The organism is Paenibacillus amylolyticus (assembly GCF_047302515.1).
GTDB classification, from domain to species: Bacteria; Bacillota; Bacilli; order Paenibacillales; family Paenibacillaceae; genus Paenibacillus; species Paenibacillus amylolyticus_G.
The window spans coordinates 311666-326058 of sequence record NZ_CP168019.1 but is presented as its reverse complement, the minus strand read 5'-3'; the positions used below and the strand labels follow the sequence as shown (position 1 = coordinate 326058).

13 protein-coding genes and 1 pseudogene are annotated in these 14393 nt (G+C 45.4%); 3 read left to right on the top strand and 11 right to left on the bottom strand.

The window, feature by feature from the left end; translation table 11 throughout:
• Window positions 1-5: 5 nt before the first annotated feature.
• Both ACDJ59_RS01520 and ACDJ59_RS01515 read right to left on the bottom strand, forming a co-directional pair.
• Entirely contained in the window at window positions 6-935 is a 930-nt protein-coding gene (locus ACDJ59_RS01520; RefSeq protein WP_026081491.1) for an ABC transporter permease, read from the bottom strand.
• A gap of 332 nt (window positions 936-1267) precedes the next feature.
• Window positions 1268-3673 (bottom strand): AraC family transcriptional regulator, encoded by a 2406-nt coding sequence (locus tag ACDJ59_RS01515; RefSeq protein ID WP_413407400.1) that lies wholly within the window; start codon window positions 3671-3673, stop codon window positions 1268-1270.
• Window positions 3674-3888: 215 nt separating this feature from the next.
• Here ACDJ59_RS01515 and ACDJ59_RS01510 point away from each other — a divergent pair, with 215 nt between their 5' ends.
• Window positions 3889-5244, top strand: coding sequence for a dipeptidase (locus ACDJ59_RS01510; protein WP_413407399.1), 1356 nt, complete (start codon window positions 3889-3891; stop codon window positions 5242-5244).
• A 619-nt stretch (window positions 5245-5863) separates the two neighbouring features.
• Here ACDJ59_RS01510 and ACDJ59_RS01505 read toward each other — a convergent pair.
• The 4 genes from ACDJ59_RS01505 to ACDJ59_RS01490 form a co-directional block, all read right to left on the bottom strand.
• The gene (locus tag ACDJ59_RS01505) at window positions 5864-6235 is read right to left on the bottom strand and encodes a hypothetical protein (RefSeq protein WP_036673485.1); all 372 of its coding nucleotides are present in this window, start codon (window positions 6233-6235) and stop codon (window positions 5864-5866) included.
• Window positions 6236-6399: 164 nt separating this feature from the next.
• Window positions 6400-7620, bottom strand: coding sequence for an N-acetylglucosamine-6-phosphate deacetylase (gene nagA, locus ACDJ59_RS01500; protein WP_413407398.1), 1221 nt, complete (start codon window positions 7618-7620; stop codon window positions 6400-6402).
• A complete protein-coding gene (gene nagB, locus ACDJ59_RS01495) occupies window positions 7617-8345 on the bottom strand; it encodes a glucosamine-6-phosphate deaminase (RefSeq protein WP_076319846.1) in 729 nt (242 codons plus the stop codon). The genes nagA and nagB overlap by 4 nt, the downstream gene beginning before the upstream one ends.
• Before the next feature lie 9 nt (window positions 8346-8354).
• Window positions 8355-9218: a MurR/RpiR family transcriptional regulator gene (locus ACDJ59_RS01490; RefSeq protein ID WP_413407397.1), complete on the bottom strand. Its 864-nt coding sequence runs from the start codon at window positions 9216-9218 to the stop codon at window positions 8355-8357.
• 223 nt (window positions 9219-9441) lie between these two features.
• Between ACDJ59_RS01490 and ACDJ59_RS01485 the strand changes: the two genes are divergently transcribed.
• Window positions 9442-9789 (top strand): hypothetical protein, encoded by a 348-nt coding sequence (locus ACDJ59_RS01485; protein WP_413407396.1) that lies wholly within the window; start codon window positions 9442-9444, stop codon window positions 9787-9789.
• 140 nt (window positions 9790-9929) lie between these two features.
• On the opposite strand, the gene ACDJ59_RS01480 is transcribed toward ACDJ59_RS01485, so the two are convergent.
• From ACDJ59_RS01480 to ACDJ59_RS01465, 4 genes and pseudogenes are all read right to left on the bottom strand, one after another.
• Window positions 9930-10478 carry a DUF4303 domain-containing protein gene (locus ACDJ59_RS01480; protein ID WP_413407395.1) on the bottom strand — a complete coding sequence of 183 codons (549 nt, stop codon included), beginning with the start codon at window positions 10476-10478 and terminating at the stop codon, window positions 9930-9932.
• 459 nt (window positions 10479-10937) lie between these two features.
• The gene (locus tag ACDJ59_RS01475; RefSeq protein WP_017692532.1) at window positions 10938-11162 is read right to left on the bottom strand and encodes a helix-turn-helix domain-containing protein; all 225 of its coding nucleotides are present in this window, start codon (window positions 11160-11162) and stop codon (window positions 10938-10940) included.
• 172 nt (window positions 11163-11334) lie between these two features.
• Window positions 11335-12255, bottom strand: a pseudogene (locus tag ACDJ59_RS01470) (nucleotidyl transferase AbiEii/AbiGii toxin family protein).
• The gene (locus ACDJ59_RS01465) at window positions 12255-12863 is read right to left on the bottom strand and encodes a type IV toxin-antitoxin system AbiEi family antitoxin domain-containing protein (protein WP_211084609.1); all 609 of its coding nucleotides are present in this window, start codon (window positions 12861-12863) and stop codon (window positions 12255-12257) included. Before ACDJ59_RS01465 ends, ACDJ59_RS01470 begins: the two are co-directional and overlap by 1 nt.
• Window positions 12864-13091: 228 nt before the next feature.
• Here ACDJ59_RS01465 and ACDJ59_RS01460 point away from each other — a divergent pair, with 228 nt between their 5' ends.
• On the top strand, window positions 13092-13277 hold the full coding sequence (locus ACDJ59_RS01460; protein ID WP_413407394.1) for a hypothetical protein: 186 nt from the start codon (window positions 13092-13094) through the stop codon (window positions 13275-13277).
• Between the two features lie 46 nt (window positions 13278-13323).
• On the opposite strand, the gene ACDJ59_RS01455 is transcribed toward ACDJ59_RS01460, so the two are convergent.
• The gene (locus ACDJ59_RS01455) at window positions 13324-14313 is read right to left on the bottom strand and encodes a YhcN/YlaJ family sporulation lipoprotein (RefSeq protein ID WP_413407393.1); all 990 of its coding nucleotides are present in this window, start codon (window positions 14311-14313) and stop codon (window positions 13324-13326) included.
• Window positions 14314-14393 lie beyond the last annotated feature (80 nt).

The window sequence follows — 14393 nt, the reverse complement described above, 5'->3', positions numbered from 1 at the left end:
CCTCCTTAATAAATTCCGGGATGGCCGAATTTTTTCGCAAGTTTATTACTGCCAAGTACCAGAATGATCCCCACCACAGACTTGAATAGTCCCACAGCGGTACTGTAACTGAATGCACCTTGCGTAATCCCCACCGTGTACACATACGTATCAAATACGTCCGCCACATCCCGGTTGAGGGAGTTGGTCATCAGATATATCTGCTCAAATCCGGTGTCGAGGAAGTTCCCCAGTCTGAGAATAAGCAAAATGACTATGGTCGTACGAATGGCTGGAAGCGTGATATGCCACATCCGCCGTAACCGTCCTGCGCCATCCACAATGGAGGCTTCATATTGTTCCGTATCTACACCTGCGAGGGCTGCAAGGAAGATAATTGTGCCCCACCCCATCTCCTTCCACATCATCTGCACAATAATGAGCGGACGAAACGAACCCGGGCTGGAGAGTACATCAATGGGCTTGCCTGTAATCCAGGCGATCAGGTCGTATAACACCCCGCCCTGCGGGGTCAGGAACACGTACGTGATACTGGCGATAATAACCATCGATACAAAATGGGGTACATAGACCAGCGTTTGAATCGTTCTTTTGAAGAAGGCGACCCTAATTTCATTTAATAACAAGGCGATAATGATCGGTGCCGGGAAAAAGAAGATAAGATCATACAGGGCAAGAACCAGCGTATTGCGTAATAGTCGGAAGAAGTCCGGATTGGAGAAAAAGTTCGTAAAGTTCTCTAGCCCTACCCAGTTACTCTCCCGGATGCCCAGGAAAGGCTGGTAATCCTGAAAGGCAATGATGATCCCCCACATGGGCAAGTATTTAAAGATGACAAAGTACAAAAAGCCGGGAAGCACAAGCACATATAACCATTTGTTTCGTTTGATCTGCCTTTTCCAATTGGACTCCTGTTTTAATGGTCTTGTTGCCATATCCGCTTGAGCAGTTGCAGTGCCGTTGGTATTCCAGTCCGTCTTCCCGTTCATCATGTCTCCCCTTTCTCAACGATGTAAGCGTTATCAAATAACCTGATACTCAGACTATACAGCCGATCTTTTTCCGGCAACCTTCATTTTTTGCATTGCTCCGGCTCATTGGCCGAAAAGCCCGCTATAACGCCATTTCCACAAGAAACTGAACATAACGTAGCAGGTAGAATTGCACATTTTTGCGGGTTTATCCTTCTTTGTATCACGGTAAAAAAAGAAAAAACCGACATCCGTTAAAGCTGAATGCCGGTCTGAAATGACAAAGATATAAAAGGTTATTGTCCAAACCATTGATCGCGATACTGACTCGGAGTAACTCCCTCCTGTTTCTTGAAGATCCGATTAAAATAACTGTGCTGATATCCCACAGCCACTGCAACATCATTGATTTTCATCGTTGTCTCCCGTAACAATTGCTTCGCCGCATCCATTCTCACACGTGTCAGATAATCAATAAAATTGATGCCCGATACCTGTTTGAATGCCTTGCTCAGTGCATAGGGTGTCATCTGCTCCTCGTCAGCACAGTTTTCCAGCGAAATGTCGCTGCGGTAATGTGTATCGATGTACAACATCGTTCGTTCCACCACCAGTTTCAGCGGTTCCTGCGATCGTACCTCAACCTCTTGTATATAAGGTATGAACACCTCATTCATCATCCATTGTCTCATCTGTACAGGTTCACGAATACCGGATAGTTGCTCATACATGTTGTAACCACCAAACAGCTTATAAGGTGTGACCCCTGTTTGCAGCATCATGTGCTGAATACTGCCGAGCAATTGAAGCATCATCTGTTGCACCTGAAATTCGGTACTGCCCGTCCGCGTAATTTCACTCATGAATTGTTCCAGCACACGTTCCGCTTCGGTTTGTTTGCCCAGCCTGACCGCCTGTAACAACTCCCGTTCCAGCCCAAGCGGATAGGAAGCTGCTTCATTTTTGTGGAAACACGCCTCATCCTCCAAATCGAGAATCTGACTTCCTTCCTCCACACTGCGATAAGCCACGGCCTGTTCCATCTCGACGAATCGTCCGGGCAGTTCCTGAAGTGAAGCTGCTGGGCGACTGACCATCAAGGTCACCTTCATTTTGAGCGTACGTCCAATGACCTCCACCAGTTCCTGTCCCCATAACAGCGCTTGTGACTTCACAGGTTCGTCCTGAGGAGCGATTACAAGCATGGCGGAAGACAGGTCATGAAAGTTCATGACACTGATCTGTCTGAAATAATTTTTCGCCACTTCCTGTGTAATATTCACTGCTGCAAAGGTGACTAATCCCGTGTCCTTGCTTCCAAATCTGCCTTGAAGCTGCTCATATCCCGTAAAATACATCTGCACAAGCAAAAACTGCTGGCCCTCCAGTTCAAAACCAAGATTACGCATCCGCTGCTGTAGATCCTGCTCGTTATAGGCATATAGATGCCCCTGTACAAGTTGTAAGACAAAACTGTCGCGCAGATGGGGAAGCTGCTCCTGCAATTGGCGATGTGCCGTGACACTGCGGGAGGTCAGTTCGTTCCACTGTTGCTCCAGCAGCTCAAACTCGTCCAGCTTGGCATCCGTTGGTGTTGTTTCGTTTCTGCCAGGCGTAAGCAGATGCAACATCCGTGCTACAGGCGAATAGATGCGGCGGGAAGCAAACCAGGATAACAACAATCCCAGGATGAGGCTGCCTGCACTTGCAATGACGATGATTTTGGATACCAGCTTGACTGGCGAAGTGACTGAGGTCAAAGGTGCTGCGGAGACGTAAGTCCAGTCTGAATCGATCCGACTCAATGAACCGTATGAGACCGAATAGGTCTGATCCTCATATCGGAACAGGAATGAGCGGCTGCCCACATGCAGGGCTACTTCTTCTTTTAGCTGCTGCTCAAAAGCAGAAGTCTCTCCCGCCGTTCCCGGATTCCCGGTAACCAGTGTGTTTCCTTCCTGATCCATAAGGAACGTTAAACCTTCGTCATACGGAGTAAGCGTTTTCAACAAACTGGCGACTTTCTCGTTATCCAGCGTGATGATCAGTGCACCAAACGGATTAATGCTCTCCCCCGGTATCTTATGTACTAGAACAAGTGCATTGCCTGCATCCGTATGCAGTGGACTATCGTTGGTCGAAGGTTCGGTATCTCTGTTGCTGCTGGAAACCCAGTCTGTCCAGTACACGTGGTTCCCCATGGAAAGATATCGATCATAGGCTTGTACTTTCGCTTCATCGTTCAATTCGGTATAATCCCGATTAAACAAGATTGGCTTCGGTTCCTGCAAATACAGCTGTGCTGACTTGATCAGTGGATGGGAACCTTGTAATACGTATAAGGTAGTCACAATCTCCTGCGTTTCATTAAAATAGTACACAAAATCCAGCGTTCGCAGTGCATTGCCAAACCTCGGTTCAAAAGCCCAATGGGATAAGTTCATCTCCAGATAAGCCAGCTGGTCATCCACATTACGTGCCCGGTTCTCGATCTGGTTCTGGTGCATTTGATTGAACTCGGTTTCCATCCGGCCAACAACCTGTTGATACATGACGATACCTGTGATTAGTCCGGGAATGCTTGCAATGAGTAAAATAAGCATGAGGCTGTTTCGATAAAATCGTCCTTTATGCCTTCCAGCCTTCAAATCGGATAACCGCTTGAATCTGCCAAATATTCGATCGCTCCTAGTCGGTTCCATCGCTGCTCACCTGCCTGCTTGCATCGAGTCTGACTGTCATGGAAACTTCCTCAACTCCCCTGAGAATATATGGATGAAATCCTTTTCTTGTATTATACGCACAATCCTCAGGTGAATGAAACGATCTGTAACCGATCATTTTTTTAACCAATGTTTTATTAACATGACAAAATGGATTACAATGAGATATAGCAAACATGAAGGAGGCCTTTTTAATGAAAGAACAGACTTATTTTGAACAAAATAGAGAAAAACACCTGGCAGAACTGAATGAATGGTTGTCCATTCCAAGTATCTCTGCCATTTCAGAGCATAAAGAGGATATTAACCGTGCAGCACAATGGGCAGCAGATGCGCTCACACGTGCAGGCATGGAAAACGTAGAGGTCATTCAAACGGCTGGACATCCGATTGTCTATGCAGATCACCTGCATGCACCGGGCAAACCGACAGCTCTGATCTATGGACACTATGATGTACAACCTGTTGATCCGCTTAACCTGTGGGAGACACCTCCTTTTGAACCGACAGTTCGTGATGGCAAGCTGTATGCCCGTGGTGCAACGGATGACAAAGGACAGATTTTCCTACATATCAAGGCAGTAGAAGCCATTCTCGCCGAAAACAAAGAACTGCCAGTTAACATCAAGTTCTGCATTGAAGGCGAAGAGGAAATCTCCAGCCCGAACTTGCCCATCTATCTGAATGAACATACAGACAAGCTGCGTGCAGACATGATACTGATCTCGGATACGTCCTTGCTTGAAAAAGGTAAACCGGCGATCTCTACTGGCCTGCGCGGCCTATGTTCCATGCATGTGGATCTGAACACAGCCAATACCGACTTGCACTCCGGTTCATTTGGCGGCGGCGTACCGAACGCACTGCATGCACTCGTGTCCCTGCTCGCTTCGTTGCATGATGAGCAAGGCCGTGTAAGTGTAGATGGTTTCTACGACGGCATTCTGCCACTGTCTCCTGAGATGAGAGAAGAATTTGTAAAACAAGGCTTCAATGAAGAACAGCTTCGTCAAGACCTTGGGCTGGAGCAATTGTACGGCGAAGAAGGTTACTCGTTCGTGGAACGTGTAGGTGCTCGTCCAACATTGGAATTGAACGGCGTATGGGGTGGTTTCCAAGGCGAAGGCAGCAAAACGGTTATTCCAAAGGAAGCTCATGCTAAAATCACCTGCCGCCTCGTGGCGGATCAAGATCCACAACATGTATTGGATCGCATCGAAGCACATCTGCGCGCTCACGTTCAACCAGGTGCAACGCTGCATGTGAAACAGATCGAGAAAGCTTTTGCTTTCAATACCGATCCTTCCAATCCAATTATGCAAAAAGCAGCAGATGCGTATGAGCACGTGTATGGCGTTCGTGCCCTCTTTACCAAAGATGGCGGCTCCATTCCAATTGTTGAGAAACTCTCACGTGTACTCGAAATCCCTGCTGTTATGATGGGCTTTGGCTTGCCGGATGAGAATCTGCATGCACCGAACGAGCACTTCAACCTGGAGAACTTTGATAAAGGGTTGTTGACGATTGTTCAGTTTTTGAAGAGTTTGTAAACACTCTTACACGGAGGACACTACGCGGGGAGAATAAGCTTCCGATCGCTGTTATCCCCCGATTTCTTTGATCCCCTTTTCTAAAGGGAGAAATTCGGGTGATAAAGGCGAACGCTCCGCTTCTTCAGCTTTTTTCTCCCCACTCCGTTAACGTGTAAATTATTTACTCAACTTCATAGAGTAGGGGCAGATAGATATTACAAAAACGGTGGCCTACAGGTCATCGTTTTTGTTTAATCGATTTCGTCCCCTTCACTACGTTGCAGCTTCTCGCAGACTGATTTTAGGATTGAGCCTACTTTACAAATGAAGGGTAGTAGGTAGGTATATAAGTAGATAAAAGGGGTGTGCCGTCCAACTTCATGACGGTACACCCCTTTTATAATTGGTTGATTTAGATCTATTCGTTTCAATGGTTCGGTATTTACTTTTTAACGAACTGCGCACTTGCTATTCGACGAAAATCCACAGTTTTGACTCAATAACGAATCGTAGACGCTTTATTTCCTCGTTTTGCATGTCATTCATCAATTTTCTACCGGAAGGTTTGTTAGCCCTGTGACTAGAAGGAGAAACCCACTTTCGGGACATCCTCCAGATTCTACTCCCCTCATCCCCTTTATGTGCGGAATGTTGTGAACTTCAGCATGTGCACAAGCTTGGATAAATGTGCGATCTCCTGCTGGACTCCAGCGGTGTCCGTCCCAGCCATGGCCTGATTCGCCCGCAGCGTTCTACGTGTATTCAGCATACCTTCGATCAGTTTCATGACCGTGTTGCGTCCACGATGATCGACAATCATATACTTTTTGCGTGCATCCAGCTCTACCCATACGATGTTGCTGAATGATGTAAACAGATGCCTGCGGTACAGCTCCATATCGGTCTCATTGTAATGCTCGCCATAAAAGGCATAATATCCGTGTATGTGCAACTTCTCCGCCAGCACTGTGATGAACGGATCATGTTCGAGCATAGCGTTACGTTCCATGTTTCACGCCTCCGTTATGCGTGATCCGCAGATCCCGTCTTTTTGAGATCTATTTTAACATATTGCGCAAGGTGTTGCCTCTCCACAGATAAAAGCCAAGTTTTAACTCCGAAGACCGATGCATCACAAATGAGAGTTATTAGCACGATACTAATTTTCTATATCTAATATGACTCGCCAATCCGTCTGCCCTTCACCCACACACCCTCAATATCCAGCTCCGCATTCAGCAAAACGATATCTGCCTGTTTTCCTTGAGTCAGGGAACCTGTCCGGTGATCAATGCCCAGCAGGCGTGCCGGGGTCAGACTTGCTGCTCTTGATGCAGCGTTCAGACTCAGGCCCACTTCCTGTATCAGGTAACGGAAACCGCGAATCATCGTCAGTGTACTTCCCGCCAGTGCGCCGCCGTCCTTCAGTCTGGCCTCGCCATGCTTCACGATTACGGGCAGGTCACCGATCTTGTATTCCCCATCATCCAGTCCCGCTGCAGACATGGCATCTGTGATCAACACGAGTTGATCGTTATGTTGCTTCAGCTGAGCGAGGATCGAGATCGCCGCAGGGTGTACGTGAATACCATCGGCAATCACCTCGGCACTGATACGTGGATCACTCAGCACGGCTCCGGCAGCACCGGGTAACCGGTGATGTAGTGGTGTCATGGCATTGAACGTATGTACTGCATGGTGCAGTCCTGCTTCCACTGCCCGCTCCACCTCTTCATAGGTCGCATCGGTGTGGCCGAGTGCCGCTGTAATCCGCTGTTCACGCAACCACGAGATGACCTCCAGCGCGCCTTCACGTTCCGGTGCCAGCGTAACTTGACGGATCAGGCCAGGATATTGCTTCTCCCATGCCTCAAGCCAGGATACATCAGGCAGTATAATATGTTCCGGATTTTGAGCACCAGGCCATTTCGGACTGAAAAATGGACCCTCCAGATGTACGCCCTCAAGCTGTGCATATGGCATTTCACCGGAACGGTAGCGTTCCACTTCAGCAAGTACGCTATCCAGTCGCTCTTTCGGAGCCGTCATGGAAGTCGCAAGCATCGCTGTTGTGCCCTGCGTACTATGGAAAGAAGTGATCTTGTCCAACACCTCCGGGCTTGCGTCCATAAAGTCTTCTCCGTTCCCACCATGCACATGGATATCAATGAATCCAGGCACAATGAGGCCACGTTCCGGTACAGACAGCGGCAATGCCTCTCGCCGAATCTGTTCAGGAAGACCTTCCGGTATCCCAGCATAATGGATTTTCCCATCCCTCCAGGCTATTACACCGTCTTCCAATATTTCATCTGCAAGGAGAAGCTTGCCCCGAAGAAGAGAAATATTTTCATCACGCTGGCCCCCAGGTTCATGGCTATTTACTCCGGTCATCTCACCAGCCTCCCTGCTGCACGGTCCAACAGTACCACCACATTTGGATGACATTGTAAAAGCGATGCAGGACAGGCCGTTGTGATTGGGCCCATAAAAGCTTCGCGGATAATCTCGGCTTTTTCCTCTCCACGGGCAATGAGCAGAATCTGTTTGGCTTTCAAAATGGTACCAACACCCATTGTAATCGCCTGAGCCGGAACTTCATCAATGCTGTCAAAGAAGCGTGCGTTTGCCTTTCGCGTCTCTTCTTTCAAATCCACGACATGTGTTCGTCCTGTAAGTTCAGTTCCTGGTTCATTGAAGCCAATATGACCATTATGTCCGATGCCCAGCAGTTGAAGATCTACCGGTCCACGATCGTCCAGCCGTTGTTCATAGGAATTACATTCCTGTTCCAGATCGGCAGCCTGACCATCAGGCACTTGCGTTCTAGCAATATCTACATCGATATGATTGAATAATTGTTCATTCATGAAACTGCGGTAACTTTCACGATGTTCTGTTGGAAGTCCGACATACTCATCGAGATTAAAAGAAGAAGCCTGTGAGAAGCTGACAAGCCCCTTCTGATATAACGTGATAAGCTGTTTATATATGCCTACAGGAGAACTTCCTGTCGCAAGCCCCAATACAGCCCGTGGTTTGGTCTGCAACAAGCTGGCAATGAGGCCAGCACCCGTGGCGTTTAAATCTTCTTCATTTTCAAAAATGCGTATATTCATCTTCATCTGTCAGGCACCTCCGTTGTGTTGGACTCGATAAGATTGCACATTATGATAGGATTGTTCCAGTCTAGGGATAAAACGGTCAAAGTCGGCACTTACCATACCTGTGAACAAAATATCGATCACATGCAGCAGCGCAATACGTGAAGCCATATCTCCACGCCTCATGCCTTCTTCCAGAGAGGACGTAAATAGTGGGATATCGGATACAGTTGCAAGCTTGTTACTACCATAGGAAGTCAGTGAAATCGTAGAAGCTCCGGCCTGTTTGGCACAATGCAGGGCATCGATGGTCTCTGGTGTTTCGCCTGAATAGGATACGGCCATCGCCACATCTCCCTCTGCGAGCGAAGATGCGGATGTAATCTGCATGTGTGAGTCGGAGAGAGCCGTACAGCTTTTGCCGATCCGCACCAGTTTCTGATAGAAATCCTGTGTAACAATCGACGAGGTTGCCACACCGTACAGATCGATGCGGCGAGCCTGGCACAATAATTGAACGGCTTGCTCCAATCTGCCCAAATCCAGCAAACGAGTGGTATCTGCAATAGACGCGAGGTGGTTAGCTTCGATAGCTTCAACAATTTTGGATAGTGGATTGCCCGCTACAATATCCTGATACGCCGTTTCATCAGATGCGCGGGACAATTCTGCGGCGAGTTTCATTTTGAAATCGGGGAAACCTTTAAAATGAAACGACTTGCAAAAGCGGGTTACCGTCGCCGCACTTGTGCCACTCTGCTCTGCCAGATGACTAATCGTCCAGCCGGGAATGTCCGATGGAGATTGCATAATGACTTCGGCGATACGTCGCTCCTGAGACGGAAGGTTATTCAGTTCTTGCTGCAACGCACGTAAAATGGCTGCCATGAGGACCTCACTTTATGAAAATTATTTTTATTTATTTTTAACAAATTAAGAAAATTATTTTTATAACTTCATTTTAATCAAGACGATGATGCAAATCAAGAGGAATTTAACATGACTTTTGCAATGATGCTGAGCGTGTATAGCCCTCACCTGCTTGATATACATAGTGGATGTCCTTTATATTGAGAATCGAGATATGATCGTAAAGAGAAGGAGCAATTCAATGAATCGAAGACAACGGAAAAAGTTCATTCCTTTCACCTGGATTATTGCTACCAAACAAACAGAAGCACATGCCTATTATGCCCTCTATGCTATTGACTGGAAACGTGGAGGTCGATTGAGTTGGGAAGGCTGGAATCAGCTCGAAGACCTGCTGCAATTTCATATTCCGATCAAACGAAAAGCCGGAGGCCGGAAATCGTTTTCCCAGCCTGCCGCCAAAATTGCGAAAAGAGCACTCCATCTTCATCTGAACGAAGTACAGTTTGAGCAGCTAGAGCAGCTCTTTTATCAGTCTTTATCGAAGAAAAGATGGAGGATGTTCATTCAAACGAATAGGAATCTATAAGTAATATGGATTCGATTGTTTCATTTTTTCACGCTAAAACAAAAAAGCCTCTTCCCTTCTTTGAATGAAAGAATAGGAAAGACTTTCGCGGTACTACGATTCAATTCATTTTGATTCAATTTGACTCAAGTTAACTCGTTCTAGTTGATGCCATCATATCGTTTTAAGAACTTACTAGCTAAGCTGAGGACAGTCATTTGATTAACCGATTGATTTTCAATCTCCTCCGCCAGATCGTCATCTGTTAGAGAAACGAAGAACGTAATGTCTGCTTTTGCTTGTCCATACCGGGCAAAAACATCATCTGCTGTCTCATTTACAACTTTGGCGATGATTCGAATGATCTCCTCTTTATACTCCTGAACTTCTTCTGTTGCATACAACAATCGGCTGATATGGTTAAAGTGCGTATCCTCGCCATATTGATATTCGGAGCAGCCCCATCTGTAATAGATCTCGTCCTGCTCGCTGTCGCACAACCCCTGTTCCTTCATATTGGTAATATGTTTGCTCAATGACTCCTCTGTATTTACCGCCATGAACAGCGTTACCCAATCACTGTCTGTTCCAAATGCACAAGCATATACTTTCTCATGCTCTACTTTAACCATCGTTTGTTCCAGAACGGTTAGAAAAGCCGCTCGAAATTGGTTTTCAAATTCATTTAAAAAGCGGTCCACTAAGCTCATCCTTTCATTATTATAAGTTGAAATACCGAATAGTTACACTTGCCACTTCGCTGACAGAATAACCTTTCGATCACTGTTATCACCAGATTTTTTGAATCATTTTTTATAAGGTGAATATCTGGGGATAAAGGCGAACGCTCCGCTTCTTCAGGTCATTTCTGTCCTCCACGTTCTAGTATAAATATGTAGTTTAACTGATGGAATTGTGTTTTAAGAATCCATCTTGTCCGTTCAAACCATTGTTTTAATTCTACTGCCTTATCTGTTTCATATATGTAATCATTATGGTCTACTAAAATAATGAAAACAAGCGATGCTACGTTTCGGATCTTCCCTCAATTTATTGTTAACTCCCTCATTTCATGGTCCATAGCAGCAAAAAAGCCTTGCCCCATTCTTCATGACAAAGAATAGAGAAAGGCTTTCATGCTGCTACTTAATCCTAACTGTAATTCGCAACTAAATCTTCAGTTCTCCAAGCTTAATCAGCTCGACAACTGCCTGCGAACGACCCTTAACATTGAGTTTCTGCATCACATTCGAAATATGGTTACGCACCGTTTTCTCGCTGATGAATAACTGCCCTGCGATGTCACGCGTTGTTTTGTCTTGAACCAGTAATTCGAATACTTCGCGTTCACGGTGGGTCAACAAAAATTTGCTTTTATGATCGATACCCTTCAATGTTCACCCCTCCTTGCTCGGGTTGTGTTGGTGTAACAAGGTTAAGGGGATACAGTCAACTCATCTTATGTAAGGTCAAGGGCGTTGGTTCAGTTTTATAAGAAAAATGGGCAGTAATTTGCATACATCGCTCTAAAATAGTTGGTGCATCGTTCATAAACTTATGTATTAATCAGTTATTGTTATTCCAAGCCCTTTCGGTATAACTCCAGCACCTAAAAAACTCTTTCTCATCAATTATTGAATGATAAACAGGTTCAAGAAAAGAAACAAGAGCATCCATCACATCCTGAAATGCAAGTTGCTCTTCAACCCCTAAACGACGCAGAAAAGCCTGCCACTGTTTTGTCCGACCTTCATTTCCAGCAAATTCTTCATGAAACAGAGGATGCTCTTTTTCAAATATTGTGCCACGTTGTTGGAAGGTTTCGGACACTGCCTCGTAAAGAATTCGGCCATCAAAGTTGTTCGTTGTTAACAGCGTATAAATATCATAAAAATCCTTCATTCGACTATTCATTACAGATAATGTAATCATGGCTTCAAATTTTTCTGAAATGACGGATTCCTTCGAGTAGGCTTGCACTTGTGGTGCTGCCATATCAAGTAGAACAGGATATTCAATGAGCTGCGGCTTGGGGACCACCACATCGCCAAATCCGATATCAAACTGCAAACTTTTTCTCATCCGCCCTTAAAGAGCAGTCACTTTAATTCTTACGCCCTCATAATCAGCATCTTCTTTAATTCTCTCCGTTGTCAGTTCATCCAACTGAAATACAATACCATCCGTGGGAACAGCTATTGAGCAAATGGAGACAAACAACTCTCTTAATAAATCCAGTTCATTAGCAATCTGTCTGGCGAGAAAAACAACGTCTTTGGTTGGACGTGCCTTGAATCGAGTTTGTGAGAACAGAAACAACCCGCCCTTTAAAATGAATTTATCCCTGTACTCAGAAATGGATAAACGATATAAGAATCGCTCCTGAAAATAAAGCAACAGCAAGGTATCAAATGCTTTTCCTGATTTTTTTGCTATATTTTTCAAACGTTCAGAAACAGAGGCGGGGATATTTTTAATTTCACTCATCAGATCAGCACCTCCAGATACTTTTGCAAAACCGTTCGAATTCGTAGCTTATCAGCGTAGGAGACAAGCCTTGTTATATTCTTGTAGGGGGATTGAAGGTAATTCCTCAGCCCTTCCTTCATCAAATCAATTCCAATCTTCTCACGATACCTCACCATATCACAAATTGTTTTCTCACGATCATAAATTTTAACTGCCGAGCCATCGATACAGACTTCATCAATTCCAATTTTGTATTGAACATCTGCCAAATAGATTACTTTAATAGGAGGATAGTCTGGAAGCTTGGGCTTTTTACCGCCACGATGAATAGCAATCTGATATTCCCATGGATTGTAAGTTGTCAGTTCATAGAAGGAGAGCGCAGAGAGAAGACATATAACCCCTTTGGGAACAAGTTTGGATACCTCAACCATTTCATTGGGCGGTTCATTAAATTGACCAGACTGTCGGTAAATCCCCTGCTTTACCCGTTCAATTTCACCAGCGGACTCCAGCTTTTTTATGTAGTAAGGAGATACGCCTGCTTCTATAAAATCTTTTGTTCGAGCAAAACCATGCTGTTCTTCAAATACTCGCATTGCAGCAACTACAATTTTCTCGTTCATACACTCACCACCATTCACATTTGAAAGAAAAAGGGCGTGCATTTCTTTCTTTATCTTGATCTGTTCAGAATTTTCTTTCCAAATTCATTCTAATCCATAACTATTCCATACCCTAATTTCATTTCCCTTTATTATTCACTAAAAACTCTGCACTTAGACGTAAAAGCAGAACATAATCCTTTTTAGGAGCGCAAGAATATTAGATGGTACTTCATTTTGTTAGTCTATATGGAAGACAAATATTCTAGATTAATTGAAGAAACATTCAAAATAAATGCTGTGCTTGTAGTTGGAAGTGGCACCTCTGCAGATGCTGGAATTTCTGGAATGAGGAAGTTAGCAACATATCTAACAGAACATGTAGACACATTATGTATTAGAGATCATTTAAAACAAACATGCCCCTGCACCTGATGTTGCCATCCGCGCAAAGGCACACTTGTTCATCTGTCTTGAAAAACTACCGATTCATTCGGTTCATGACACCACCGTTGTGATTACGGTTCATCAGGCCATCATCAAGGATGTCATCGCGATGATTCGTATCTGTTCCGTTCGTTGGGAAAATGCGCTCCACCATCGATTGGAACGTATCGATCATGCCACTAACGGGCTTACCGTTACGAATATCTGTGGCATAGTTCTCGACATGCTCCACAAAGTCTGGATTGGCTGATACATATACATTCTCGATGTTTGGTGCAAACTGTTTGATTTTGGCTGAAATCTTACCCTTAATCTCAGCTGATGTGTTATCGTCCGTGCTATCTACACGTTGTCCTTCACTTTTCATACCATAATGCCCATCGTCCGTCCCACGTGCTTTGCCGCTGTTTGTCAGACCACGCATCATACCAACGGCGCCTGTGCCCATGGTTCCATAGATGCTGCGGTCATTCCCCATATGGCTGCGATCCGTTGCCGAATTTGTGTTCAGTCCTGGAGCAATCCCGCTAGTGCTGTACGGAGACATTGTGCCCGTACCGCCATTCACACGCATACCACCCATATCGTGATTCATGTTGCCCCCACGCATGGTATCACTGGCATGATTACGCATCGTTCCATTCAGCATGCTCGTACGACCATTGGACTTGCTTTCCAACTTGCCTGCATGACCATCTGCCAAACGAACCGCGACATAAGCATTACGATCGGTTAACATGACACGGGCGGATTTAACTTCCTTCAACTCCGTGATGCGTTTTGCCAGCTCTTCACTGGATTTCAGGTCAGTAACATTGTGCATGCGATAACTTTTCGCCCGGATGCCATCCATGCCATTTGTTTCCACACCATAACGGTTAATGCCGTTGGCTTGCTGACGAACACTTTGCGTATGCATATTGTTGGTGTCCCGATTCGTGCCACATCCTGTCAAACCGGCCATTACAAAGATTGCAGTAGATAATGATAACGTAATAGCTGTTGCCTTTTTGACTGCTGGCATGTACTCATCCTCCAATGTTTGTTGGTTTTGGTCACAAAGATAGGATGCGCTTCTGTACGTACCGATATGCTGAAAGGATA

Bases quoted from the DNA above. Each gene is read 5' to 3' on its own strand.
- nagA (WP_413407398.1), bottom strand. From the start codon at position 7,620: ATGACCGGAGTAAATAGCCATGAACCTGGGGGCCAGCGTGATGAAAAT.
- ACDJ59_RS01510 (WP_413407399.1), top strand. From the start codon at position 3,889: ATGAAAGAACAGACTTATTTTGAACAAAATAGAGAAAAACACCTGGCA.
- nagB (WP_076319846.1), bottom strand. From the start codon at position 8,345: ATGAATATACGCATTTTTGAAAATGAAGAAGATTTAAACGCCACGGGT.
- ACDJ59_RS01490 (WP_413407397.1), bottom strand. From the start codon at position 9,218: ATGGCAGCCATTTTACGTGCGTTGCAGCAAGAACTGAATAACCTTCCG.
- ACDJ59_RS01485 (WP_413407396.1), top strand. From the start codon at position 9,442: ATGAATCGAAGACAACGGAAAAAGTTCATTCCTTTCACCTGGATTATT.
- ACDJ59_RS01465 (WP_211084609.1), bottom strand. From the start codon at position 12,863: ATGAACGAGAAAATTGTAGTTGCTGCAATGCGAGTATTTGAAGAACAG.
- ACDJ59_RS01515 (WP_413407400.1), bottom strand. From the start codon at position 3,673: ATGGAACCGACTAGGAGCGATCGAATATTTGGCAGATTCAAGCGGTTA.
- ACDJ59_RS01520 (WP_026081491.1), bottom strand. From the start codon at position 935: ATGGCAACAAGACCATTAAAACAGGAGTCCAATTGGAAAAGGCAGATC.
- ACDJ59_RS01480 (WP_413407395.1), bottom strand. From the start codon at position 10,478: ATGAGCTTAGTGGACCGCTTTTTAAATGAATTTGAAAACCAATTTCGA.
- ACDJ59_RS01455 (WP_413407393.1), bottom strand. From the start codon at position 14,313: ATGCCAGCAGTCAAAAAGGCAACAGCTATTACGTTATCATTATCTACT.
- ACDJ59_RS01505 (WP_036673485.1), bottom strand. From the start codon at position 6,235: ATGGAACGTAACGCTATGCTCGAACATGATCCGTTCATCACAGTGCTG.
- ACDJ59_RS01460 (WP_413407394.1), top strand. From the start codon at position 13,092: ATGGAAGACAAATATTCTAGATTAATTGAAGAAACATTCAAAATAAAT.